This window comes from Labrenzia sp. THAF82 (genome assembly GCF_009363435.1).
GTDB classification, from domain to species: Bacteria; Pseudomonadota; Alphaproteobacteria; order Rhizobiales; family Stappiaceae; genus Roseibium; species Roseibium porphyridii.
The window spans coordinates 3,649,748-3,673,041 of the sequence record NZ_CP045354.1 but is presented as its reverse complement, the minus strand read 5'-3'; the positions used below and the strand labels follow the sequence as shown (position 1 = coordinate 3,673,041).

Below are 23,294 nucleotides of genomic sequence, written 5' to 3'. Positions count from 1 at the left end.
AGATGGTCTCCAGGCCATTCCAAGTTGCGATTCTTGGAACAGCTTTTGCCTCAAATTTACTATGGCAAAGCAATCTGAGTTTTTCCGAACTGTTCGAAATACTGAGAAAACAGCGTTTTTCGCGACCTTTCCGCCCGGTCTTTAGCCTTTATAAACCTTACTGCCGTCTACTCTTAACCATAACAGTCATTGTTAGCGGTCAGAGTTTAGGCGATGAAAAAGCGGATGCGTACCCTCCGCGGGGATCTTTTGAGCAAGGTAGCGACGGTATCACTCCTTGCTGCCGTATTGGCGGGATGTTCCGGCGCGGTTGAACGATTTGGTGAACCTCCGTTTTATACCGGAAACACACAAAATCAGCGGAACATTCTGAACGGTGGCCAAAAGCAACCGACCTATCAGGATATCGTCAATGGTCCGGGAGGGACGAGTGCAGGTCTGCCGCAGTCAAATACTGCTCCTGCGACCACCGGTTCCATTCCTCAGAGAACATCGCAGATCAGCTCGGCACCTTTGCCCGCGCCTGCGCAATCTGGATCCCAGCCAATCAAGCCAGCACCCATCGCGGTGAAGCCAGCTCCTGAAATTTCGAGCGCTCCCGTGGTCTCTGCCGCGGCGGGGCAGGCGAAAAGCTGGAAAGGCTGGACATCAACTGGTGGTACCAGGGTCCAGGTCCGTCAGGGTGACAGTGTGCAATCCATGGCACGCCGATTTGGTGTTCCGGAAAAAGCTATAATGTCTGTCAACGGGATCAGCGATCCGAACCAGGTGCGTCCCGGACAAAGCATTATCATTCCGACGTATGTCTATTCTGAGCGTAATGGGTCGAGCAGCGTAAGCGCTGACAAGGTGCGATTGCCTAAGGCTGGCTCAAATGAACGCGTTGTTACCGGGTCCGTACCAACTGCAGTTGCTGGGATGCCCAAGCCGGATCGAAAGCCCTTCAGTCAACCGACATTTGCTGACATCAGCCGGGGTGAGACCGTTGTCGAGGAAGTTGAAATCCTTCGTGTAAGCACTTTGCCCAAAAAGAAACCCTCGGGCTTTGGTCAGTCGCTTACGACAGCTTCGATCAAGAGCAATACTGCCGATGGCGTACCTTCGCCAAGACGTCAACCTGGCTCTGGTGCAGTAACGCCAACGCCCGTTGCGGCAGCGCCTTCCGGTACAGTTGACAAGAACAGCTTGCCGGCGCCAGCATTGACCGACGAGGCGAGGCCGACGGCTCCGATCAAGACACCAACCCAGGTTGCCAGTGTTCGTCCAGACGCAAACGTTTCTTCTGAGAAGTTTCGCTGGCCGGTGCGCGGTCGGATAATTTCCGACTTCGGCAGCAAACCAGGTGGTGGCAAAAACGAGGGCGTAAACCTCGCGGTTCCGGAAGGCACGCCGGTGAAAGCAGCAGATGGCGGTACCGTTATCTATTCAGGCAACGAACTCAAAGGATACGGCAATCTCGTGCTCGTAAGGCACGATGAGGGCTGGGTCTCTGCGTACGCTCACAACAGCGAATTGAAGGTTAAGCGTGGCGATACTGTCCGTCGTGGCGATGTTGTCGGTCTTGCCGGCAAGACCGGTTCGGTCAACCAACCGCAAGTTCATTTTGAATTGCGCAAAGGCAACAAGCCCGTCGACCCGCTCAATCACCTGCCACGCAGATAGTTTTCGACTACGGAAAAAGAAAGCCCGGTCAATTGGCCGGGCTTTTTTGTCAGCTAAGCGGCTTTCCGAGCCGTCCGGCTAGGTCTTGTATGAACTGATATGCGACGCGACCGGAGCGGCTACCACGCGTGGTTGCCCATTCTAGAGCCTCTGAACGCAATCGATCCTCATCGATTTGCAGTCCAAAGTGGGTCGCATAGCCACGCACCATGTCCAAATAGTCGTCCTGGCTGCATTTGTGAAAACCAAGCCAAAGACCGAACCTGTCCGAGAGCGATACTTTTTCTTCGACGGCTTCGGCCGGATTGATAGCTGTAGATCGTTCGTTTTCGATCATGTCACGTGGGAGCAGATGCCGGCGATTGGACGTGGCGTAGAAAATCACGTTGTCTGGCCGGCCTTCAATCCCGCCTTCCAGAACGGCTTTCAGCGATTTGTAGGACGTGTCGTCATTGTCGAAACTCAGATCGTCGCAAAAGACTATGAACCTGAGCGAGGACTTCCGGATCTCAGTCATAAGTTTGGGAAGCGATTCAATATCTTCTCGATGAATTTCTATCAGTTTCAAAGATGACGAACCGTTTTCAGCGTTGACCGACGCATGCGCAGCCTTGACCAGCGAAGATTTTCCCATGCCCCGTGCACCCCAAAGCAATGCATTGTTGGCCGGCAGCCCTTTCGCGAAGCGTTTAGTATTTTCCAGCAGCAGGTCACGGACATGTGAAACGGCGCAAAGAAGTGCGATATCGACTCGATTGACCTTCTTCACAGCTTGCAGCTCGCCTGGTTCGGGAACCCAGACAAACGCATCGGCGGAGTTCCAATCTGGTCGGCTGGCTTTTGCCGGGACTGCTCTGGCAACGAGCTCGATAAGGGAATCGAGTTTGTCATTAAGTGCAGCGATGTCGTTTTGCGTGCTCATTCTTCTTGCAAGCCCTGTCAAAAAGGCCCATGTGAGGCCCTGAAAGTACCTGCGGTTGGAGTAACACGCAGACTGAAACGCGAAAACGCCAGTTATTCCCATACCGGTACGCTGGAAACTGCTTGGAAAGCTTGAAAAGAAGCGCGCCGCCGTTATAGTCCGCGCCACCAGAATGAGAGCGTTTTTGCTTTGGGGTCAGGGTTTTCCCAAGCAATGAATAGCGCCACCTTAGGAGAATTGAATGTTCATCACCCCAGCCTATGCGCAGACCGCCGGAGCAGGTGGAATGGAATCCCTTCTTTACGGTCCGATTCCAATGATGGTCGCGCTGTTTGCGATCATGTATTTTCTGATTATTCGCCCACAACGGCAACGTATGAAACAGCACCAGGAATTGGTTTCGAACCTGCGTCGTGGCGACACGGTCGTTACTTCCGGTGGTTTGATCGGCAAGGTGGCAAAGGTCGTTGATGATGGCGAAATTCAGCTGGAACTGTCTGAAGGTGTGAAAGTGCGCGTTGTTCGCGGCATGGTTCAGGAAGTCCGCTCAAAGACTGAGCCTGTCAAAGACAACGGCTAAGAGCCCGTTCCGCCGTTCAGATATTATTGCCGGGCCGGTCTGATGTCGGCCCGGGCGCTATTAAGGCTTGACTATGCTCTATTTCGCTCGCTGGAAAATCGCGCTGATCGTGATTGTGGTTGCTGCAGGCATCCTGACCACGCTGCCGAATTTCTTTTCCCAAAAACAGCTTGAAAGCTGGCCAGATTTCCTGCCTAAGAGCCAGATGGTTCTGGGGCTTGATCTTCGAGGGGGCGCGTATCTCCTCTATGAAGTCGATCAGCAGGATTACATCCAAAAGCGCATGAAGGCGCTTGTCAGCGATATCCGGGCAACGTTGCGGGAAAATCCCAGAATTGGCTACACCGGACTTGGTGTGCAAGGGGAGACGGCCCAGGTTCGTATTCGCGACCTGACCCGGCTCGGCGAGGCGGAAGAGCGGCTTGAACCGCTGGTCAACCCGCTCGTATCCAACCTGTTCGGCGGTCAACCGGTCAATGAATTTGCGATGGCGGTTTCTGACGACGGCCTTGTTCGGTTCACTTACACCGAACAAGGGCTGGAAGATCGACTGACCAACATTGTTCAACAGTCGATTGAGGTCATTCGACGCCGCGTTGATGAACTGGGAACGACCGAACCCAGCATCCAGAGACAAGGCGCAGACCGAATTCTGGTCGAAGCGCCTGGCGAAGATGATCCGGAACGCCTGAAAGACGTGATCGGAACGACTGCGCAGCTGACGTTCCACATGGTCGACACTTCCATGTCCGGTGATCAGGCGCTTCAGAACCGCCCTCCGGTTGGAACTATTGTGCTGATGTCGGTGGACGATCCGCCGATACCGTATTTGCTGGAAGAAGTGCCACTTCTCGCTGGTGAGGATCTGGTCGATGCGCAGGTCAGCTTTGACCAACGCAACAACGAACCCGTGGTCAACTTCCGGTTCAACCAATCCGGTGCGCGCGAATTTGCCCGTATTTCGACGCAGAATGTGAACAGGGCGTTCGCAATCGTGCTCGACAACGAAGTCATCTCAGCACCGGTCATTCGAGAGCCGATCACCGGAGGTTCTGGACAGATTTCCGGCAACTTTACCGTCGATAGCGCCAACAACCTCGCAGTTCTGCTGCGTGCGGGTGCACTTCCGGCTCAGTTGACAGTCATCGAGGAACGCTCGATTGGTCCAGGACTTGGTGCAGATTCAGTTGAAGCTGGCCGGATCGCCTCGATCATCGCAGGCGCTGCCGTGATCATCTTCATGATCTTGGCGTATGGCCGGTTCGGCGTAATCGCCGACCTCGCTCTGACGGCCAATATATTCCTGATTTTCGGTGCGCTCACATTTCTTCAGGCAACGCTGACCCTTCCGGGTATTGCAGGGATCGTATTGACAATCGGTATGGCGGTGGATGCCAACGTGCTGATTTTTGAGCGAATACGAGAGGAATCAAGAGCTGGGCGATCCGTCATATCAGCCATTGATGCCGGTTACAGTCGGGCTCTGGGCACAATTCTTGACGCCAACATCACCACACTTATCGCAGCTGTCATCCTGTTCCAGCTTGGGTCGGGACCAGTACGCGGTTTCGCGGTGACGCTTGCGATCGGGATTTTCACGACTGTCTTCTCAGCCTTCACCTTCAGTCGGCTATTGGTGGCTCTTTGGATCCGCCAGCGTCGTCCGTCGAAATTGCCGATCTGAGCCGGGAGAAATATCATGTTGCTGAGACTTGTTCCGGACAACACCAACATCAAGTTCATGTGGCTGCGGAAAGCCAGTTTCCCGCTGTCTATTGTCCTCGTCATCGCCTCGCTGGCAGGATTTTTCCTCGTCGGTATGAACTACGGCATCGACTTCAAGGGCGGAACGATCATCGAGATCAAGACCGATGGTCCGGCTGATATCGGTGCCATTCGTTCCGAATTGGGTGAACTCAATCTGGGTGACGTCCAGGTCCAGGAGTTCGGTGCATCCGACGACATCCTGATCCGTGTCGAGGAACAGCCTGGCGGAGAACTGGCGCAGCAATCGGTCGTCCAGCGCATCCGTACCATTTTTGAAGACGACAATGTCGACTTCCGCCGTGTGGAAGTTGTGGGTCCGCGCGTTTCCGGTGAACTGGCGCAGGCGGGCGCGATCGCGGTGATCGCTTCCTTGCTGGCCATCATGTTCTATATCTGGTTCCGCTTCGAATGGCATTTCGCCATAGGTGCAATCCTGACAACTGCCAATGACGTGGTTATTACCATTGGCTTATTCGTGCTGCTTCAGCTGGATTTCTCGTTGTCGAGTATCGCGGCTGTTCTAACCATTATTGGCTATTCGCTCAACGATACCGTTGTGGTCTATGACCGGATTCGTGAAAATCTTCGAAAATACAAGAAGCGTCCGTTGGCCGATATTCTTGATCAGTCCATCAACGAAACATTGTCGAGGACGACCATGACGTCCGTGACGACTCTTTTGGCACTGATTTCACTTTATGTCTTTGGCGGTGAGGTCATCCAATCCTTCACGCTTGCCATGATTTTCGGCATTGTTATCGGCACCTATTCGTCCATCTTCCTGGCAGCACCATTCCTGATCCTGCTGAACCTGCGACCAGACGCAATGTCGTCAAAGGATGATGATGGCAAGAAGGGATCGGATGCCGAGGCGACTGCATAGGGCTGGTTGGTAGTGGAAATCCGGGACGCCCATTTTCCGGGGCGAGCGCCGCTGGATGCCTATGGCGAAGGCGGCTTTCGTTTTGCCGAGATGTCTCATCGCGGATCGCTGCTGTGCGTCCCTAGCGGGATTTACGGCTGGGATGTCAGCGCGCCCGAGAAATTCTCTCAAAATGCGTTTGAGAAGGTTTTCCAGGAACAGGAGGACATTGAGGTCTTGCTGATCGGTACGGGGACAGAGCTGCGCCCCTTGCCGCAAGATCTCAAGACTTTGTTTCGCGAGGCAGGTATTCTGGCGGACCCAATGTCGACCGGTGCAGCCGTACGCACATTCAATGTTCTTTTGTCGGAAGACAGGGCTGTTGCCGCGGCCCTTCTGGCGGTGGACTGACAACCGAACCGGACCATATGTGCAGATATGACCACTGACTTTGATCACGCGGCCGATATTGCACGCCAATTCGACAAGGATCGTTATTTAAGCGCTCTTCTAGCGCCCGAGAAGTTCCGCCCGGGTCTCATGGCGCTTTATGCCTACAGTGCCGAACTTGCTCGAATTCGTGAATTGGTATCTGAACCATTGCCGGGGGAAGTTCGGCTGCAATGGTGGCGCGATCTTCTTGAAGGCACAGAACATGGGGCGGCCGCCTCTAATCCGGTTGCGAATGCTCTACTGGAAACGATTGCTCAGTTTCAATTGCCCAGGCAAAGTCTGATCGCCATGACCGAGGCGCGAATATTCGACCTCTACAACGATCCGATGCCATCTCTGAATGATCTAGAAGGATACGCAGGCGAGACCGCCTCTGGTCTCATTCAATTGGCGTGTTTGGTCCTCAACGACGGCAAGGATCCTGGCACAGCGACGGCAGCGGGTCATGCCGGGGTTGCTTACGCTTTGACCGGCTTGATGCGAGCATTGCCCTGGCACGCGGCCCGACAGCAAATGTATCTGCCGAAGGACTTGCAGGAACGCCACAATCTGGATCCGGCAACTGTTTTCAAAGGTGAGACAACACCTCAACTGCTCGCGGTTTTAACCGAACTTCGTGCCCATGTGCGTCATCATCTCGAGCGGGTGAGGGCAGCATCCGGAAATGTGCCTGGCACCTGCGCTGCGGCTTTCCTTCCACTTGTGTTGGTCGAGCCCTTTTTGCAGAAATTGGAGGCAACCGGTTTTGACCCGCTTAAGCAAAGCGCAGACTTGTCGCAATTGAAGCGTCAATGGGTCATGTGGCGCGCCAGACGAAACGTATTTGGAAGGCTTTAAAAAGCTGGGCTGGTCATTGCAAGAAGCCTATTCGGCTGCAGTTTGTTTCAGATCCAAACTCGATTTCCAGGCAAGAAAGTCGACTTTTGCGCGGTCGGTCAGGGCCCGTTTTTTCGCCCTTGTCTTGTCTTTTCCTTTCAGGCGCTTGCCATCCTCATCCTTTGTGGGCGTTTCGATAGGAGGAAAGAGACCAAAATTGACATTCATTGGCTGAAATGAACCAGGTTTTCCAGCGCCATCCTCTCGGCTTATATGACCACCTGTAATGTGGCCGAGCAGAGCGCCCATTGCTGTGGTGTCAGGCGGGGTGAGAATGTCTTGGCCGCGCGTCTCTCGAACTGCAAACAATCCGGCCATACAGCCGACGCTTGCCGATTCAACATAGCCTTCACAGCCTGTTATCTGGCCGGCAAACCGCATGCGCGGATCAGCTTTGAGGCGTAGGGATTTGTCCAGAACCTTCGGCGAGTTCAAAAAGGTATTGCGATGCAGGCCGCCCAGTCGGGCAAACTGTGCATTTTCAAGGCCGGGTATCATTTTGAAAATATCAGCCTGTGCGCCGTATTTAAGTTTGGTCTGGAATCCGACCATGTTGTAGAGCGTGCCTAGGGCGTTATCCTGCCTCAGCTGAACCACGGCATAAGCTTTGACATCAGGATTGTGGGCGTTGGTCAGCCCCATTGGTTTCATGGGGCCGTGTCGAAGTGTTTCGCGGCCACGCGCAGCCATTACCTCGATTGGAAGGCAGCCGTCGAAATAGGGTGTGTTGGCTTCCCACTCCTTGAAATCGGCCGTATCCCCGGCAATCAGGGCATCAATGAACGCTTCGTACTGGTCCTTGTCCAATGGGCAGTTGAGATAGTCTTTGCCCGTGCCGCCCGGCCCAACCTTATCGTATCGCGATTGGAACCAGGCTTTGGAAAGATCAACGGAATCAAAGTGAACGATAGGTGCAATGGCGTCGAAAAACGCCAGGGCGTCTTCGCCGCTCAGGTCCAGCACTGAATGCGACAGAGCTGGGGAGGTGAGTGGCCCAGTAGCAACAATCACCTTGTCCCAGTCTTGAGGCGGAAGACCTGCAATTTCGGCGCGGTCGATTGTAATTCTTGGGTGATCTTCGAGCGCTTTTGTCACCGCGATTGAAAAACCCTCGCGATCGACTGCCAGTGCGCTGCCTGCAGGCACTTGATTGGCATCCGCCGAGGCCATGATCAGCGAACCGAGTTGACGAAGTTCATGATGTATCAGGCCAACGGCGTTCTGTTCATTGTCGTCGGACCGGAAAGAGTTGGAGCAGACGAGTTCAGCCAAGCCATCCGTCTGGTGCGCGTCTGTTTTTCTGACCGGGCGCATCTCGTGCAGTATGACGTCAATTCCGGCCTGGGCGATCTGCCAAGCGGCTTCCGAGCCGGCAAGGCCACCGCCGATTACATGAATGGGGTTCATTGGTCTTCCCTGGGAGCAATGCCGACAATGAGAGGTTTATTCACGCCACGCGCCGGTTCGAACACTGAGTTAGTGATTATCTACATTCAATGCCAACTGCAATCGTTTCCCAACAACCCCCTGGATCTGTGCAAAGCTGGAATTTGGCGGATATCTGCCAGGTGGATCTTCGATTTGCGACTGGCGAGAGGCTATATACAATCTTATCTTGCCTCGAACTCGTCTATTTTCTCGCCGAACACTTCTGAGAGTGGGCGTGCGAAAGCTGGCAGATCCATGCAGCCAGCACGTACCGTACAAAAAAACAGGAGTTCAATGTCTTCCGGCATTTCAACACCACTTGATTTAAGATGCAGTCCACAAACCACTATTCTATTTGCAACTGAGAGATCTATTGCTTCTGCAATTCCAGGATCAAGGTATTGATCACTCCAAGTGTCCCATCGCAGTTTTCCGTCAAACGCAGTATTGAGATGGTGAAAACATAGAATGCTGATGTCTGTCAGAAACGAGTAGATGATATTGCGCCCGTCAAAGGACGCAACCCAATCTGATTTGCTCACCTTACTGAGATGCCTGGGAGCATGAGCGACGGAAACAGGCACCAGAACCTGCTCGATCAAGACACCTATATCATCCAGTTTTTGGAAAAAGTCGCGCCATCCGAGATTTGATACTTCAATGCCATGGTCATTCAAAAATGCGGTTGCAATTTCTAAGCGCTCATCATGAACTTGGTACAGATGTTTTATGTTGGCCTCGACTTGCTCGATACTCAACTTGCCAGGGTCGCCGGGAAAAGGCCGATTAAATGATGGGTAGGAAGAAAAAGTCTCTGGTGGTTCGTTCCGGCTCCCAAAGACACTGAACATCTGCATCGAACCTTTCAATGGGGACCAGCTAAACCTATGGACCGTAATAGACTTTCTGCCGAAGCCCGCCTTGTCCGCATGGCTGAAACTAGTGCCGAATGCATCAGGCGTGCAAGTGAATAAGTCCGCTGAGGCTGGCTAGCCGTTCTTTGAGATTGGATGGCCCAAGCTCCATCGCAAAGGCTTGAGCTCTTCACTTTTTTCAGGCCATAGGACTCAAATGTCGGGTCTGACGAGAACAGGAGGAAAGGTTGTATAGCGGTTCTTGTCACTGCGGTCGGGTCGCGTTTCTGGTCGATTTAACAATCGATCACGCACGGCAATGCGATTGTACAATATGCAGCAAACGAGGGCTACTGACGTTCAGGGTGTCCAACGATGCGCTTCAACTGAAATGCGACTTGGCGGACCTGTTCCAATATCGTTGGGGAACAAGAACTGCTGTTGACTATTTCTGCCCAATTTGCGGTGTTTTGCCGTTCCGGCGACCCAGCCAGCTGACGCTTGAGGAAAGAGCAGCTGGTCTGGACCCATTCGACGGTTGGTCCATAAATATCAGATGCATCGATGAAATTGATCTCGACGCGTTGCCGAAGCACCGGATCTTTGGCAGCCGTCTGCAAATTTGAGCAAGTTTCGGGAGTTGCAAGCTTCTTGGAACAGTTGACCCATGACCGGTCGTTGAGAATTGAGCAAGAAGGCGTCTGGGACGTTTTTCGAAAGAACGCTCTCTGAAATCCGGACACAAAAAAACGCCTGCCGATGGGAGGAGGATCCGGCAGGCGTTTTTTTTGATCCTACGCGTTTGGCGTAGGTCTGCAGTCAGGAACTTGGGAGGAGGATAGCTCCAGACTGCATATTCTTATTTCGCGGACATACGTGCGTAGTGGCTGATGTCTGCGCGAGCAATACCCAGGTCGTTCAGTTCCCGGTTGCTCAGGTTGGACAGCTCGTCATATGTCTGACGGAAGCGTTTCCAGTTGTTGTATTTGCGAACAACGTTATCGATCATTTTTTAGGCCTTTCGCTATATCTGTGGCCATGGCACCGCGGATCGGCGTCTGGCCCGTTCATCTCTTACGTTTTTGAAGATAGTGATATTGTGCACTGCGAGGTAGAGGGAAAATCGCGTGACTGATATGCATTTTTTGCAGATCAACTCGCTCTTAAACCATTTGAATTCCAAGCGCACACCCTTTTGACGCATAGCTTTGGCTGCGCTCTTTCGCAGTTGCGAAGGAGCAGGATGTGGGAATGTAGACAGGGGAAAGAAACAGACCGCTAGACAAACGAACGCCCGCCAGCGGGAGGAGGTGCTGGCGGGCGTCGTTTCGACGTGACAGGGCTGGGAGGAGGATGCCCTGCGTGTCACACGTCCGTTGGCTGGGAGGAGGATGCCTCGGGACGCGATTCTAAACTGTGTTAGCCGTAGTGACGGCGAGCGACGAATTTAATATCGCTCCGGCTGATGCCGAGGTCGGTGAGTTCGCGATTGGAAAGACGAGACAGCTCATCGACCGCACGGCGGTAGCTCACCCAGTTGCTGTACTTCTGTCGCACAGTATCAAACATCTTCTTGTTCCTTATTCGGCGAGTGGCCTCAACCGCTCGCTCCGTTGTTGATCCATGATATAATTCACCGAGTGAAATAAAAGAAGTGCCATCTCTGCATGACAGGCATGCGTTTGATGCAATGCAAAAAATTTCGCTCAGTGAAATCAGTGTGATTAAAAAAACACACTGCAAATCAACAAATTAATAGATAGGGTGCAGTGCACATATTTCAAGAGTGTGTCACGCCAATCCGCTGTTAAGGCGTTATTCGGCTGCGTCAGAAGTTTGCTGCGGACGTCGTTGCAACAATTCGCGCAAAAACTGACCGGTGTAGCTTTGTTCAGCTTCTGCCACGTCCTCGGGGCGCCCTGTCGCCACAATTGTGCCACCGCCGTCTCCGCCTTCCGGACCAAGATCTATGATCCAGTCCGCCGTCTTGATGACTTCCAGATTGTGTTCGATTACGAGAACCGTGTTCCCCTGGTCGACCAGCTCATGCAAAACGTCCAGCAGTTTGGCTACATCATGGAAATGCAGACCGGTTGTCGGCTCGTCCAAAATATACAGCGTGCGGCCCGTGGAGCGTTTTGAGAGTTCCTTCGCGAGCTTGACCCGCTGCGCTTCGCCTCCCGAGAGCGTTGTTGCCTGCTGACCAACCTTGATATAGCCTAGCCCGACCCTTGCGAGCGTCTCCATCTTGTCCCGAACTGCAGGGACCGCTGCAAAGAACTCTGCCGCCTCTTCAACGGTCATATCAAGCACATCGGCGATGGATTTGCCTTTGAATTCAACTTCCAGCGTCTCGCGGTTGTAACGTCTGCCTTGGCAAACGTCACAGGTGACATAGACATCTGGCAGGAAATGCATCTCAATCTTTATGACGCCATCGCCCTGACAGGCTTCACAGCGACCGCCCTTGACGTTGAACGAAAACCTCCCGGGTTGATAGCCACGTGCTTTTGCTTCGGGCATGCCGGCAAACCATTCCCGTATGGGCGTGAATGCGCCGGTATAGGTGGCCGGATTCGATCTAGGCGTTCGTCCGATTGGGGACTGATCGATATCGATCACCTTGTCCAGCACCTCAAGCCCTTCGATCCGGTCATGCGGAGCAGGGTTGTCGCGAGCACCATTCAGTCGACGTGCCGCAGCCTTATATAAGGTGTCTATCAGGAAGGTCGATTTTCCACCGCCGGAGACACCCGTGACGCAGGTGAACGTACTGAGCGGCACGTCTACATTGACGTCTTTCAGATTGTTTCCGCGCGCGCCTTTGACCGAAAGTTGCCGCTTCTTGTTTATCTTGCGTCGTCCATCCGCCCTGGAAATCATGCGTGCGCCAGACAAATACTCACCGGTGAGGGACTTCGGGTTCGCCATGACTTCGGCAGGGGTGCCTTTCGCAACCACTTGACCACCATGAACACCAGCACCTGGACCGACATCGACAACATAGTCCGCCGTAAGGACAGCGTCTTCATCGTGTTCAACCACGATGACAGTGTTGCCGAGGTCGCGCAGATGCTTCAGCGTTTCCAGCAGTCTTGCATTGTCTCGCTGATGAAGGCCAATTGAGGGTTCGTCCAGTACATAAAGAACACCCGTAAGCCCAGAGCCGATTTGCGAAGCCAGCCGGATACGCTGGCTCTCGCCACCGGAAAGGGTCCCGGAAGCACGTGAAAGTGTCAGATACTCCAACCCGACATCATTCAGAAATTTCAGTCTCTCGCGGATTTCCTTCAAGATCCGACCAGCGATTTCGCTTTGTTTTTCATTCAGTTGCGCAGGAAGCTCTTCAAACCAGTCACTTGCAAGTCGAATAGAATTCTCGGTTATCTCACCGATATGTTTTCCGGCAATCTTGACCGCCAATGCTTCTGGTTTCAGGCGAAAACCACTGCATGCCGGGCATGCATGGTCTGATTGAAACCGGCTGAGCTCTTCGCGTACCCATGTGCTCTCGGTTTCGCGCCAACGTCGTTCGATGTTTCCGATTACGCCTTCGAACGTCTTTTCAGTCCGATAGCTTCTCACACCATCGTCATAGACAAATTCGATCGCGTCTTTTCCTGTCCCATGCAGTATGGCGTCCTGCACCTCAGATGGGAGGTCTTTCCAGGGAGTTGCCATCGAAACTTTGAAGTGTCCGCAAAGAGCCTCAAGCGTCTGGGTGTAATAAGGCGATGTCGATCCCGTCTTTGCCCAGGGCAAGACAGCGCCCTCTCGCAGCGAGAGGGAATGATCAGGGACAACCAGGTCTTCCTCGAACGCCAGTGTGGTGCCAAGCCCGTCACACGTCGGGCAGGCGCCGAACGGATTGTTAAAGGAAAAGAGCCGCGGCTCTATCTCCGGAATAGTGAAACCGGATACCGGGCAGGCAAATTTTTCAGAAAAAATCAGTCTTTTCGGATCGCCGTTTTCTTCAACCTGATCGGCAAATTCCGCGATTGCGATGCCATCGGCGAGTTTCAGTGCGGTCTCCAGAGAGTCGGCAAGTCTGCCCGCGATATCATCGCGTACGACTATACGGTCCACGACAACATCGATGTCATGCTTGAATTTCTTGTCGAGCGCCGGAGCATCCGCAATTTCGTAGAAGGTGCCGTCAATCTTGACGCGCTGGAAGCCCTTTTTCATCAGCTCGGCCAGCTCTTTACGATACTTGCCCTTTCTGCCGCGCACCATCGGTGCAAGCAGATAAAGCCTTGCGCCTTCGTCAAGATCCATGACCCTGTCGACCATCTGGCTCACAGTTTGACTTTCGATGGGCAGTCCGGTCGCCGGCGAATAGGGAACACCAACCCGTGCGAACAACAGGCGCATGTAGTCGTAAATTTCAGTGACCGTGCCTACGGTTGAGCGCGGGTTACGGCTCGTTGTCTTTTGCTCGATTGAAATGGCAGGCGAAAGACCGTCAATTTGATCCACGTCAGGCTTCTGCATCATTTCCAGGAACTGACGTGCGTAAGCGGAGAGACTTTCAACGTAGCGCCGCTGCCCTTCGGCATATATCGTATCGAACGCAAGCGACGACTTGCCCGATCCCGATAGTCCGGTCATGACGATCAGCCGGTCGCGAGGCAAGTCCAGGTCCACGCCTTTGAGGTTGTGCTCACGGGCACCCCTGACACTGATCACCTTGGTCGGATCATTTTTCCAGCTGTTGTCCGACTTGGGTGTCTTGGGCTTGGTCATTCTTGTGTTTCCTGAAGGCCTGCACAGGCAATCGTATCGGCATGAGCAGGGAACTTTGATATCGGTGTGGCAAGTCTTTCCTGCCCGGATATAACAGTTTCCACCGGCGCTTCCAGTGGTCCAAATTCATGTTGCTGGAAGACTGGCATCTTTCCTTGGTGTTCGATTGAATCGGTTTTACAGAAATGATAAGAACAAAACAAGTACACGAGATATGCCACGTCAGTAAGCTTGCTCTGATAGGGTCTAAATGCAGGCGCCTGCAAATGTATCTTCCTGACAGCCTTTGGAGCAATCGTTGGGCTGCAGTGCTCCGTGCGCTCTGGTTGTCTGCTTTGAGATCGCTCCACGGTGCTGAGGCTGGCAAGAAAGATTGCGCTTATGCCTCGTTAGCCAGGGCTGGCCTGTGGAAAATGAGCGCTTGTGCGGGAAAAAGCGGGCGAAGCTGTTGGCAGGCCGTTAGGGTTCTGGTTCAAGCCGCGAAGCCGGTGGCACGGTTGGACATCGACATGTTTGCCGAGGAGTGAACTGTCTTGTGATGTCAAACCGCAGAATGAAAAACAGGAGAGCAGAATGGCGGGCAGCGTCAATAAGGTAATTTTGGTTGGAAATCTGGGGGCAGACCCGGAAATCCGTCGGACTCAGGACGGTCGGCCGATTGCCAATCTGCGGATCGCGACGTCGGAATCCTGGAGAGACCGCAACAGCGGTGAGCGTCGGGAAAAAACCGAATGGCACCGGGTTGTCATCTTCAACGAAGGTCTGTGCAAGGTGGCTGAGCAATATCTGCGCAAAGGATCCAAGATCTATCTTGAAGGTCAATTGCAGACCCGCAAGTGGCAGGATCAGTCAGGTCAGGACCGCTATTCGACCGAAGTTGTGCTGCAAGGTTTCAACTCCAACCTTACTATGCTCGATGGGCGCGGTGAGGGCGGTGGCCAACCAGGTGGATTGCCAGACTACGGAAACGACCAGGGCGGCGGTTTCGGCGGAGGCTCCGGTAGTGGCGGAGGCTATGGCGGTGGCCAGAGCGGCGGCGGTTTCGGAGGTCCTTCGAGCGGTGGCGGTGGTGCCGGCCCGATGGACGATGAGATTCCATTCTAATCAAACGATAAAGGCACGAGAGGCCCTGTTTTAACAGGGGCCTCGTGTGTCATTTGGTCATCCGCCGACATGCGGATCATACGGTGTGCTCGGGTCGTCGACACCGTCATAATATTCCTCCGAAGTACCCAGGCCGCAATGATAGACGGCTTCTTCCGCACGGGTGTCTCCACCTGTGATCGGAGCACCATTATGATGTGCCAGCTCATGAATAATGGTCGCCAAAACCATCCAGCGTCCCATGTTGAATGCACGGTCGCCAATGGCGATTTCACCGGTTGGTACATGGATCTCTCCATGCAGTGGAGAAATGGTCGGGCCATAGTTAACCCAGATCGAACTGTCGTTGATCATAGCTGACAAGCTGCGCCCCTTGGGCAGGGTGCGGAAATAGGCATTGCAGGACGGATTGTTCTTGACCATCCGAAACAACTTGTTCCTTGCCCATTTGCATTTCGAATATTTCGAAGAATCGAAACTTGTATATTTCCAGATTGGCGAGGAATGGTCGCCGACATTGAACTGGAACGGCATTTTGCCTTCTCCTTTTGGCTCACGTTTTCGTGAGCTCTTATAGGAGCGCAGCGTTGTGCATATCGTGATGGCCATCACGCCCTGGCCGAATACTGCGAATGACGCACTCAGAAAGTGAATGCATTTTCAATTGCATCTTCTGGTGGGTGAAATCGAGGCAATAACGTCACACTGAATTGAATTCAAAATCTGTGCACGACGCCCGCTCTTAACCATCTTCAGAAGCTTGATATAGTATCAACGAATTGAATTGGAATGATTTGCCCAGGCAGTGCGGCGATAAAAGCCCTGCTTTCGCCTGGTGAATACACCAAACGCGACACAATTTCCCGGCAGAACGAACCGGGTGGCGTTTTTTCCTTGGCAGGGAATGAGAACATCCGGTCACCGTGGGCGCGCTGCCGGACCAAATTGACTTTAGTTTTCGGGTTGGAACAATGCGAACAGACACATCAGCGAATTGCAAGCAGGTTGGTGCCAAAGGCAAGACCGCCGTCAAGAGCCGCGCAGGAACCTTTTTCGGCACATCCTTGAAAACCGGCCTTATGGCTTCGGTGCTTGCGACAGGCTTTGCCATTGCACCTGTGGAACCGGCATCCGCCCAGAATTTCTTTCAGCGCCTCTTCAATCCGGAGCATCAGCGACGCGAGCAGGAACGGCTTCGCCAGGAAGAGCTCAAAAGGAAGGTTTCGAAGGTGCGGGTCTCCGCTCCGCGCTATTTGAATTATCGACCCGATGATTGGAAGCAGCTGCCGCTCGGAGAATTGTCTGAAAAGAAAACCGCAGAAATTCAGCCTGCGGCCCAGAGTGTCGAAGCCGGTGACCCGGCAACCCTGGACGCAGAACCGGCCGCTGTTGTTCCTGTTGTACTTACCGCCTTTGATGAAGCGCGCCCCGCTTTGAAAGACATGACCCTGATGGGACTTCCAGAGGTTGGGGAAGCTCTTGTCGCATTTTATCGCGAACATCCCGATTTTGCCTGGACTGAGGACGGTCAACCGACAGCCAAGGCAAAGCAGCTCCGTGACGCACTCGAAAAGGCCGGTGACTTCGCCCTCAATCCGGCAGACTATTTTGTACCGCTTCCAGAATCCTCAGGTGCGGAAGAGACCAATCAAGATGCTGCGACAATGCAGTTCGAGATGGCGCTCAGCGCTGCCGCACTGACCTATGTTCTGGATGCCAAGCGTGGCCGCGTCGACCCCAACCGGATTTCGCAATACCACGATCTGCCTCGCCATGATGTTGATCTGGTTGCTGCGCTTGAAAATCTGAAATCTGCAACGAATATTGCTGAAACCCTTCAATCAAACCAGCCGCAGAATTCCCATTTCAAAGAGTTGACTGCTGAACTTGAGCGTTTGAAGGCTGAAGACGAAGCAACCGATCAGATCGTGATAGCGCCCGGGACTTTCCTGAAGGCAGGCAAGTCCAGTCCGGAGATGAAAAACATCGTTGCTGCTATCCAAAAGAATGGATCGGTTGAGTTGAGGACTGCCCACTCCGGAACGCTGGAAGCGTATGAAGGTGACGATCTCTATTCACCTGAACTGGTCGAGTTGGTCAAAGCCTTTCAAAAGGAAAACAAACTGACGCCAGACGGTATTGTCGGCAAGAACTCGATCAAGGCCATGGTCGGAGAAACCAATGCTGCAAAGATTGCCAAGGTTGAACTGGCAATGGAGCGCAGCCGCTGGATGCCGGAAGAACTTGGCGAGCGGAAAGTCTTCATCAACCAGCCGGCATTTACCGCAACATACAGCGCCCCAGGGGAAGATCCCCTGTCGATGCGTGTCGTGGTTGGCAAAAAGTCCAACCAGACCAATTTCTTCTACGACAAGATCGAAATCGTGGAATACAACCCGTACTGGGGTGTGCCGTATTCGATTATCGTCAACGAGATGTTGCCCAAACTGGCAAAGGACCCGAGCTATCTGGATCGTGCGGGATACGAAGTGACAACGGCTGGAGGGCGGAAAGTATCGTCTTCGTCCGTCAATTGGTATGCCGTCGCTTCAAAACAACAGACGATCAATGTCCGCCAATATCCAGGTCGTTCGAATGCGCTTGGAGAGGTGAAGATACTTTTCCCGAACAGGCACCATATCTACATGCACGACACTCCCTCAAAGAGTCTTTTCAACAAAGACGTGAGGGCGTTCAGCCACGGCTGTATTCGTCTCCATGACCCAAAGGCCATGGCGGCGGCGGTGCTGGGGAAATCGAAAGATTATGTCAGCTCACGTATTTCGGCTGGACAGAACGAACAGGAGAAAGTGACCGGAGACCTCCCTGTTTACGTTTCCTACTTTACTGCCTGGCCAGAACTTGACGGTACAATCGCCTATTACACCGATATTTATGACCGCGATCGACACCTATTGAAGGCGCTTGAAAAGACCGAAGCGGTTAGGGCGAAAGCACGCGCGTCCTAAGCACAGACACAATGCAAAAAACAAAGGCCGCCGGATAACAATCCGGCGGCCTTTTTAGTTAACACAGGATCTGCGAGTGTCAGGATTAACCTTTGAGGCAATCCGACAAGGAATTCGCTAGGCTTTGCAGCAGGTTCGGGTAAAGGTCCGGTCCATTTTCAAGGCCGGTGCCGAGAGGGTCAAGCGTGCCTTTTTGAGCACTGCTGCCTTCCATAACAACATCAACGAGCTTGGCATCGAATTGCGGCTCCTGGAAAACGCAAGTCACCTCCAGATCGCGTATTCGACCCTGGATATCAGCGACCCGATCAGCACTGGACAGCGCTTCAGGTGAGATCGTGATCGAACCACTCGCTTCGATGTCAAAATGATGTTCGAAATGATGATAGGCATCGTGGAATACGATGAACTTCTTGCCTTCAACCGGGTGGAGTTGTTCTTCGATTTTGCCTTCAAGTGCTTCGATTTTCGCCTGGAATGCAGTCGCATTCTCACGATACTTTTCAGCGTTTGTCGGGTCTACCTCAGCAAGCTTTTCTGCCATCGCGCCAGCAATTGCGATTCCATTGTCTGGATTTAACCAGATATGCGGGTCGCCAGCATGGTCCGAGTGGTCATGCCCAGCATGTTCTTCATGCTTGTCGTGATCATGGTCGTCATGGTCCGCATGGCCTTCATCGTGGTCATGCTCTTCTTCCGCGTGAGCATGTTCCTCATGATCGCCATGTTTCTCCTTGTCATGATCGTCATGGGCATGTTCGTCATGGCTGTCGCCGTGCTTGTGCTCATCTTCAGCATGCGCGTGTTCTTCATGCTTATCGTGATCATGGTCATCATGAGCATGTTCGTCATGATGTTCTTCTTCATGCTCTTCATGGGAAGCTTCTTCAGCTCCATGATCGTGCCCATGCCCATGGTCATGATCATGTGAATCGAAGTCTTTGCCTTCCCGAATGCCAAGGTGACTAACATCTTTAACATCCATGAAACTCAGAACTTCGGCGTCACTCGCCATCGAACTAATGGGCTTTTCCAATGACGGCGTTAGTTGCGGGCCAACCCAAAAGACGACATCTGCGCCTTCCAGAAGAGAAGCCTGAGATGGTTTCAGCGCAAAACCATGAGGTGAAGCCGCGCCATCGATCAAGATGTGCGGTGTTCCAACACCATCCATAACGGCGGCCGCGATAGAGTGGATCGGCTTGATGGTGGTGACGACGTTCGGGCTTTCAGCAAACGCAGTGGAACTAAGCAACGCACTTGCAGCGACGCTCGCAAGCGCGGTCGCAACGAATGTCTTGCGGCCTCGAGCCGTAGCACCTTTGGTATCGGATTTGTCAATCATGCGGGGAGTACTCGATTTGATGTAACAATGTAACGCGTAATTTTATAACGTTTGTGTATTGGCTTCGCAAGTGATCTAGATCCGAGAGTCTTGCAAGACTACTGGAGAAGACTTGGATTGAATTCGTCAGGCGGTTAAGGTCGAAAAAAACAAACGGATCAAACGTTTCATGCAGGAAAGTTCCGCATTTCGAGCCGAGAGGTTCCTGAAATCCTATCCACCGAAAGCCGCTCAGTTGATCGTCACGATTTATGGCGACATCGTAGAACCTCGTGGTGGCGTATTGTGGATGGGTGACCTGATCAGTTTGTGCAGCGGTTTTGGCGTCAATGAATCTCTTGTCCGCACAGCCGTTTCACGTCTCGTTTCAAAAGGTCAGTTGTCCGGTGAACGCGATGGCCGACGCAGCTTTTATGCGCTCACGGAAGAGGCACGAAACGAATATCATCTGGCAGCTGACTTGTTTTTCGGGCCGAGCGATAAAGACTGTGATTGGATTATCTCCATTTGCTCTGTTCCGGCTGAACAGGAGAAGCTTCTGAGAGGAGGGTTTGTCAGTCTGGGGGGAAGCGTTTTCATCGCGGCCGATCGACGTGACCGCCCGCTTAACGACGTCTCGTTCCGCTCGTCAGCGGTGGATCCGAAAAGCAAGTCTTTTCGAGCGCTGCTGAGATCTTCGTTCAAGCTGGATGAACTGAGCGTTGAGTACAGTGAATTCGCGAAGCGATATCAACCAATGAACACAGTATTGAAGAAGGCGCTGTCCGATCAGGAAGCGTTATTGTGCCGCCTTGCTCTTGTCCATGACTATCGTGCCATACGCTTTCGCGACCCCAGACTGCCACCTAAAGCGCTCCCCAAAGACTGGCCGGGAAACGAAGCTCACAAGCTCTTCGCAATCCTTTATGCGGGTCTTTCGCAGGCAGCTGACAACTTCATTGGGCAGCACCTTATGAATCAGGCAGGCCTGTTGGACGCCGTTCCAGCATCCATCAAATCGAGACTGGAAACGATCTCTGCAAGAATTTGACACCTGGAGTTTGGCGGAAATCCGCGATCAGATCTAAAAGCATCACATTTTTTTCCAGAATGAACTTTTTCTGTGATGCATTGTGCGCTATCCTGACGCATCTTCAACATGACGAGAGGAGGCGTCATGTATGCGCAAATGGTGAAAACCGATACGACCAAGGTCCTTGATCTATCGGAAATGTCGGCAGAAGAACGTGCGTTTCAGGAACGTATCGACCGCGGTGAAAAGATCGAACCAACGGACTGGATGCCGGAAGGGTACCGCAAGACCCTGATACGACAAATCGGTCAGCATGCGCATTCAGAGATTGTTGGTCAGCTTCCAGAAGGCAATTGGATTACGCGCGCTCCGACGCTGGAGCGCAAGGCCATCCTGCTTGCAAAGGTACAGGACGAGGCCGGACACGGTCTTTATCTCTACTGCGCGGCCGAAACCCTCGGTGTCAGCAGGGATGAGCTGATAGAACTCCTCCACGCCGGCAAGATGAAATACTCCTCGATCTTTAATTATCCGACGTTGACATGGGCCGATATCGGAGCTGTCGGTTGGTTGGTGGACGGTGCTGCAATCATGAACCAGGTCCCGCTTCAGCGCACTTCCTTCGGACCTTATTCGCGTGCCATGATCCGTATCTGCAAAGAGGAAAGTTTCCATCAACGCCAAGGCTACGACATCATGATGAAGATGGCCGGCGGGAACGAGGCGCAAAGGCGCATGGCGCAGGATGCACTCGACAGATTTTGGTATCCCTCCTTGATGATGTTCGGCCCCTCGGACAAAGAGTCCGTTCACTCTGCTCAATCCATGGCCTGGAAAATCAAGATCAATACCAATGATGAGCTTCGGCAAAAATTTGTCGATCAGACCGTCCCGCAAGCGCAGTATCTGGGCCTTACGGTTCCCGATGAGCATTTGACGTGGAACGAGGAAAAGGGCGGCTATGACTTTTCCGAACCTGATTGGAGTGAGTTCTTTGAAGTGCTCAAAGGCAACGGGCCGTGCAATCGGGAACGTATGGCAGCGCGGGTAAAGGCATGGGAAGACGGCGCATGGGTACGCGATGCGCTGATGGCTCACGCCGACAAGCATGAAGCTGCAAGAACAGCCGCGGAGTGAACCTAATGACTGATTTTCACATTGCCGAATTGAATGTTGCCCGGCTGAAACATGACATCAACGATCCGCGAATTTCTGATTTCGTGCGAAACCTGAACCGGATCAATTTCGCTGCCGAGCGCAGTGAAGGCTTTGTCTGGCGGCTCAAGGACGATGCAGGCACGTCAGTTGCTATGTCCGCTGAAGATGACCCGATGGTTATTCCGAACCTGTCCGTTTGGACTGACGTCAAGTCGTTGGAAAACTTTGTCTTTAAGACGGTTCACAAACGGTTTTACGAACGACGCGCCGAATGGTTCGGCGTGATGGAAAAAATGCACTTTGTTATGTGGTTCGTGCCAACCGGGCACCACCCTTCGCTCGAAGAAGCCTGGGACCGGCTGAACCATCTCAACACGCATGGCGCTTCCGATCACGCATTCGGTTGGGAGCATATTGAAGATGCAAGTCTGTGGCGAACTGCAAGGTGCACATCGTCAGCGGCCTGAGCGATATTCCAGGGAGACGTAAACATGAAAAAGGAATGGCCGCTCTGGGAAGTGTTCATTCGAGGTCAGCACGGCCTCAATCATCGCCATGTCGGATCGCTCCATGCGCCCGATGCTGAAATGGCGATCAAAAATGCGCGCGATGTTTACACAAGGCGCAAGGAAGGCGTCAGTATTTGGGTTGTCGCATCATCACAAATCACAGCGTCAGATCCCGGATCCAAAGATGCCTTGTTCGAACCGTCCGTCGACAAGATCTACAGGCATCCAAGCTTTTACGACATTCCTGATGACGTCGGAAAAATGTGATGACCGATACAGGCGATAATATCGCAAACGATATATTCTTTGACTGGCTTTTGCGGCGCGGTGACACTGCTCTCGTGCTTGGTCACAGAGTGTCGGAATGGTGCGGCCATTCTCCCGTTCTGGAAGAAGATATCGCGCTCGCGAATATCGCGCTCGATTTAATCGGGCAGGCGAGACTTTGGCTGTCATTGGCAGGAGAAGTGGAAGGCAAAGGGCGCGGCGAGAACGAACTTGCCTATTTGCGAGATGCCTGGGACTTCCGAAATCTGTTGTTGGCCGAAAAACCAAATGGCGATTTCGGTCAGACCGTGATGCGACAGTTTCTTATCGACGCTTATCAGGCGCAATTGTTGAAAGCTCTTGCAAAGTCCGCTGATGAACGTGTCGCTGAAATTGCGGTGAAAGCCGGTAAGGAAGTGGACTATCACCTCGACAGGTCAGCGGATCTGGTCATCAGGCTTGGTGATGGCACCGCAGAGAGCAGACAGCGAATGCAAATGGCCGTAGAAACTCTATGGCCTTATTCGGGAGAAATGTTCATAGGTGACGCCGTCGATCAGGCAGTGGCTGCGGCAAAAGTCGCTCCTTCACCTGAAGATCTCCGGCCCGAGTGGGTATCGACCGTTGATGCTGTCTTCACTGCAGCGACATTGTCAAAGCCAGAAACGGACTTTGCTCACACCGGAGGTCTGACCGGCCGTCATTCAGAGCATCTCGGACACATTCTGGCTGACATGCAGTTTCTGCAAAGAGCCTATCCGGGCGCTACCTGGTAAAGCC

22 protein-coding genes are annotated in these 23,294 nt (G+C 53.1%); 13 read left to right on the top strand and 9 right to left on the bottom strand.

Annotation, left to right across the window (positions count from 1 at the left end; translation table 11 throughout):
- The first annotated feature begins 225 nt into the window (after positions 1 to 225).
- Positions 226 to 1,662, top strand: a complete 1,437-nt coding sequence (locus tag FIV00_RS16960) for a peptidoglycan DD-metalloendopeptidase family protein (RefSeq protein WP_209006589.1) — start codon at positions 226 to 228, stop codon at positions 1,660 to 1,662.
- A 49-nt stretch (positions 1,663 to 1,711) separates the two neighbouring features.
- Here FIV00_RS16960 and FIV00_RS16955 read toward each other — a convergent pair whose 3' ends face one another.
- Positions 1,712 to 2,584, bottom strand: coding sequence for an ATP-binding protein (locus tag FIV00_RS16955; RefSeq protein WP_152501851.1), 873 nt, complete (start codon positions 2,582 to 2,584; stop codon positions 1,712 to 1,714).
- 241 nt (positions 2,585 to 2,825) lie between these two features.
- Here FIV00_RS16955 and yajC point away from each other — a divergent pair, with 241 nt between their 5' ends.
- The 5 genes from yajC to FIV00_RS16935 all read left to right on the top strand — a co-directional run bounded on the left by yajC (position 2,826) and on the right by FIV00_RS16935 (position 7,083).
- Complete coding sequence (gene yajC, locus FIV00_RS16950; protein WP_152501850.1) at positions 2,826 to 3,164, top strand: preprotein translocase subunit YajC; 339 nt, start codon at positions 2,826 to 2,828, stop codon at positions 3,162 to 3,164.
- Between the two features lie 73 nt (positions 3,165 to 3,237).
- Entirely contained in the window at positions 3,238 to 4,848 is a 1,611-nt protein-coding gene (gene secD, locus FIV00_RS30315; RefSeq protein WP_247649426.1) for a protein translocase subunit SecD, read from the top strand.
- Positions 4,849 to 4,863: 15 nt separating this feature from the next.
- Complete coding sequence (gene secF, locus FIV00_RS30310; RefSeq protein WP_247649248.1) at positions 4,864 to 5,814, top strand: protein translocase subunit SecF; 951 nt, start codon at positions 4,864 to 4,866, stop codon at positions 5,812 to 5,814.
- Between the two features lie 12 nt (positions 5,815 to 5,826).
- The gene (locus FIV00_RS16940; protein WP_152501849.1) at positions 5,827 to 6,204 is read left to right on the top strand and encodes an Mth938-like domain-containing protein; all 378 of its coding nucleotides are present in this window, start codon (positions 5,827 to 5,829) and stop codon (positions 6,202 to 6,204) included.
- 27 nt (positions 6,205 to 6,231) lie between these two features.
- Positions 6,232 to 7,083 carry a phytoene/squalene synthase family protein gene (locus tag FIV00_RS16935; RefSeq protein WP_152501848.1) on the top strand — a complete coding sequence of 284 codons (852 nt, stop codon included), beginning with the start codon at positions 6,232 to 6,234 and terminating at the stop codon, positions 7,081 to 7,083.
- Positions 7,084 to 7,110: 27 nt separating this feature from the next.
- Here the strand turns inward: FIV00_RS16935 and trmFO are convergent, their stop codons facing one another.
- The 6 genes from trmFO to FIV00_RS16900 form a co-directional block, all read right to left on the bottom strand.
- Entirely contained in the window at positions 7,111 to 8,529 is a 1,419-nt protein-coding gene (gene trmFO / locus FIV00_RS16930) for a methylenetetrahydrofolate--tRNA-(uracil(54)-C(5))-methyltransferase (FADH(2)-oxidizing) TrmFO (protein ID WP_152501847.1), read from the bottom strand.
- A 203-nt stretch (positions 8,530 to 8,732) separates the two neighbouring features.
- Positions 8,733 to 9,407, bottom strand: a complete 675-nt coding sequence (locus FIV00_RS16925; RefSeq protein WP_152501846.1) for a hypothetical protein — start codon at positions 9,405 to 9,407, stop codon at positions 8,733 to 8,735.
- 856 nt (positions 9,408 to 10,263) lie between these two features.
- Positions 10,264 to 10,413, bottom strand: coding sequence for a DUF1127 domain-containing protein (locus FIV00_RS16915; RefSeq protein ID WP_152501844.1), 150 nt, complete (start codon positions 10,411 to 10,413; stop codon positions 10,264 to 10,266).
- Positions 10,414 to 10,823: 410 nt separating this feature from the next.
- Positions 10,824 to 10,973 carry a DUF1127 domain-containing protein gene (locus FIV00_RS16910; RefSeq protein ID WP_152501843.1) on the bottom strand — a complete coding sequence of 50 codons (150 nt, stop codon included), beginning with the start codon at positions 10,971 to 10,973 and terminating at the stop codon, positions 10,824 to 10,826.
- A 246-nt stretch (positions 10,974 to 11,219) separates the two neighbouring features.
- Entirely contained in the window at positions 11,220 to 14,150 is a 2,931-nt protein-coding gene (gene uvrA, locus FIV00_RS16905) for an excinuclease ABC subunit UvrA (protein WP_152501842.1), read from the bottom strand.
- The gene (locus tag FIV00_RS16900) at positions 14,147 to 14,416 is read right to left on the bottom strand and encodes a hypothetical protein (RefSeq protein WP_152501841.1); all 270 of its coding nucleotides are present in this window, start codon (positions 14,414 to 14,416) and stop codon (positions 14,147 to 14,149) included. The genes uvrA and FIV00_RS16900 overlap by 4 nt, the downstream gene beginning before the upstream one ends.
- Before the next feature lie 307 nt (positions 14,417 to 14,723).
- Here FIV00_RS16900 and FIV00_RS16895 point away from each other — a divergent pair, with 307 nt between their 5' ends.
- Entirely contained in the window at positions 14,724 to 15,254 is a 531-nt protein-coding gene (locus FIV00_RS16895) for a single-stranded DNA-binding protein (protein ID WP_152501840.1), read from the top strand.
- 57 nt (positions 15,255 to 15,311) lie between these two features.
- Here the strand turns inward: FIV00_RS16895 and FIV00_RS16890 are convergent, their stop codons facing one another.
- The gene (locus FIV00_RS16890; protein ID WP_152501839.1) at positions 15,312 to 15,788 is read right to left on the bottom strand and encodes a hypothetical protein; all 477 of its coding nucleotides are present in this window, start codon (positions 15,786 to 15,788) and stop codon (positions 15,312 to 15,314) included.
- Positions 15,789 to 16,225: 437 nt separating this feature from the next.
- On the opposite strand from FIV00_RS16890, the gene FIV00_RS16885 reads away from it, so the two are divergent.
- Positions 16,226 to 18,223, top strand: coding sequence for a murein L,D-transpeptidase (locus FIV00_RS16885; protein ID WP_152501838.1), 1,998 nt, complete (start codon positions 16,226 to 16,228; stop codon positions 18,221 to 18,223).
- An 85-nt stretch (positions 18,224 to 18,308) separates the two neighbouring features.
- Here FIV00_RS16885 and FIV00_RS16880 read toward each other — a convergent pair whose 3' ends face one another.
- On the bottom strand, positions 18,309 to 19,568 hold the full coding sequence (locus tag FIV00_RS16880) for a zinc ABC transporter substrate-binding protein (RefSeq protein WP_152501837.1): 1,260 nt from the start codon (positions 19,566 to 19,568) through the stop codon (positions 18,309 to 18,311).
- 169 nt (positions 19,569 to 19,737) lie between these two features.
- Between FIV00_RS16880 and FIV00_RS16875 the strand changes: the two genes are divergently transcribed.
- From FIV00_RS16875 to paaC, 5 genes are all read left to right on the top strand, one after another.
- Positions 19,738 to 20,598 carry a PaaX family transcriptional regulator C-terminal domain-containing protein gene (locus FIV00_RS16875; RefSeq protein WP_152501836.1) on the top strand — a complete coding sequence of 287 codons (861 nt, stop codon included), beginning with the start codon at positions 19,738 to 19,740 and terminating at the stop codon, positions 20,596 to 20,598.
- Positions 20,599 to 20,724: 126 nt separating this feature from the next.
- Positions 20,725 to 21,717, top strand: a complete 993-nt coding sequence (gene paaA / locus FIV00_RS16870) for a 1,2-phenylacetyl-CoA epoxidase subunit PaaA (RefSeq protein WP_152501835.1) — start codon at positions 20,725 to 20,727, stop codon at positions 21,715 to 21,717.
- A gap of 5 nt (positions 21,718 to 21,722) precedes the next feature.
- On the top strand, positions 21,723 to 22,205 hold the full coding sequence (locus FIV00_RS16865) for a DUF3291 domain-containing protein (protein WP_152501834.1): 483 nt from the start codon (positions 21,723 to 21,725) through the stop codon (positions 22,203 to 22,205).
- Between the two features lie 24 nt (positions 22,206 to 22,229).
- On the top strand, positions 22,230 to 22,514 hold the full coding sequence (gene paaB, locus FIV00_RS16860; protein ID WP_152501833.1) for a 1,2-phenylacetyl-CoA epoxidase subunit PaaB: 285 nt from the start codon (positions 22,230 to 22,232) through the stop codon (positions 22,512 to 22,514).
- A complete protein-coding gene (gene paaC, locus FIV00_RS16855; RefSeq protein WP_152501832.1) occupies positions 22,514 to 23,290 on the top strand; it encodes a 1,2-phenylacetyl-CoA epoxidase subunit PaaC in 777 nt (258 codons plus the stop codon). The genes paaB and paaC overlap by 1 nt, the downstream gene beginning before the upstream one ends.
- The last annotated feature ends 4 nt before the right edge of the window (positions 23,291 to 23,294 follow it).

Excerpts from the sequence above, each read along its gene's own strand:
- FIV00_RS16885 (WP_152501838.1), top strand. The coding sequence starts at position 16,226 with ATGCGAACAGACACATCAGCGAATTGCAAGCAGGTTGGTGCCAAAGGC.
- FIV00_RS16875 (WP_152501836.1), top strand. The coding sequence starts at position 19,738 with ATGCAGGAAAGTTCCGCATTTCGAGCCGAGAGGTTCCTGAAATCCTAT.
- FIV00_RS16925 (WP_152501846.1), bottom strand. The coding sequence starts at position 9,407 with ATGCAGATGTTCAGTGTCTTTGGGAGCCGGAACGAACCACCAGAGACT.
- paaA (WP_152501835.1), top strand. The coding sequence starts at position 20,725 with ATGTATGCGCAAATGGTGAAAACCGATACGACCAAGGTCCTTGATCTA.
- FIV00_RS16890 (WP_152501839.1), bottom strand. The coding sequence starts at position 15,788 with ATGCCGTTCCAGTTCAATGTCGGCGACCATTCCTCGCCAATCTGGAAA.
- FIV00_RS16960 (WP_209006589.1), top strand. The coding sequence starts at position 226 with ATGCGTACCCTCCGCGGGGATCTTTTGAGCAAGGTAGCGACGGTATCA.
- FIV00_RS16865 (WP_152501834.1), top strand. The coding sequence starts at position 21,723 with ATGACTGATTTTCACATTGCCGAATTGAATGTTGCCCGGCTGAAACAT.
- FIV00_RS16910 (WP_152501843.1), bottom strand. The coding sequence starts at position 10,973 with ATGTTTGATACTGTGCGACAGAAGTACAGCAACTGGGTGAGCTACCGC.
- FIV00_RS16880 (WP_152501837.1), bottom strand. The coding sequence starts at position 19,568 with ATGATTGACAAATCCGATACCAAAGGTGCTACGGCTCGAGGCCGCAAG.
- secD (WP_247649426.1), top strand. The coding sequence starts at position 3,238 with ATGCTCTATTTCGCTCGCTGGAAAATCGCGCTGATCGTGATTGTGGTT.
- FIV00_RS16895 (WP_152501840.1), top strand. The coding sequence starts at position 14,724 with ATGGCGGGCAGCGTCAATAAGGTAATTTTGGTTGGAAATCTGGGGGCA.
- FIV00_RS16915 (WP_152501844.1), bottom strand. The coding sequence starts at position 10,413 with ATGATCGATAACGTTGTTCGCAAATACAACAACTGGAAACGCTTCCGT.
- FIV00_RS16955 (WP_152501851.1), bottom strand. The coding sequence starts at position 2,584 with ATGAGCACGCAAAACGACATCGCTGCACTTAATGACAAACTCGATTCC.
- trmFO (WP_152501847.1), bottom strand. The coding sequence starts at position 8,529 with ATGAACCCCATTCATGTAATCGGCGGTGGCCTTGCCGGCTCGGAAGCC.
- paaB (WP_152501833.1), top strand. The coding sequence starts at position 22,230 with ATGAAAAAGGAATGGCCGCTCTGGGAAGTGTTCATTCGAGGTCAGCAC.
- uvrA (WP_152501842.1), bottom strand. The coding sequence starts at position 14,150 with ATGACCAAGCCCAAGACACCCAAGTCGGACAACAGCTGGAAAAATGAT.
- yajC (WP_152501850.1), top strand. The coding sequence starts at position 2,826 with ATGTTCATCACCCCAGCCTATGCGCAGACCGCCGGAGCAGGTGGAATG.
- paaC (WP_152501832.1), top strand. The coding sequence starts at position 22,514 with ATGACCGATACAGGCGATAATATCGCAAACGATATATTCTTTGACTGG.
- FIV00_RS16935 (WP_152501848.1), top strand. The coding sequence starts at position 6,232 with ATGACCACTGACTTTGATCACGCGGCCGATATTGCACGCCAATTCGAC.
- secF (WP_247649248.1), top strand. The coding sequence starts at position 4,864 with ATGTTGCTGAGACTTGTTCCGGACAACACCAACATCAAGTTCATGTGG.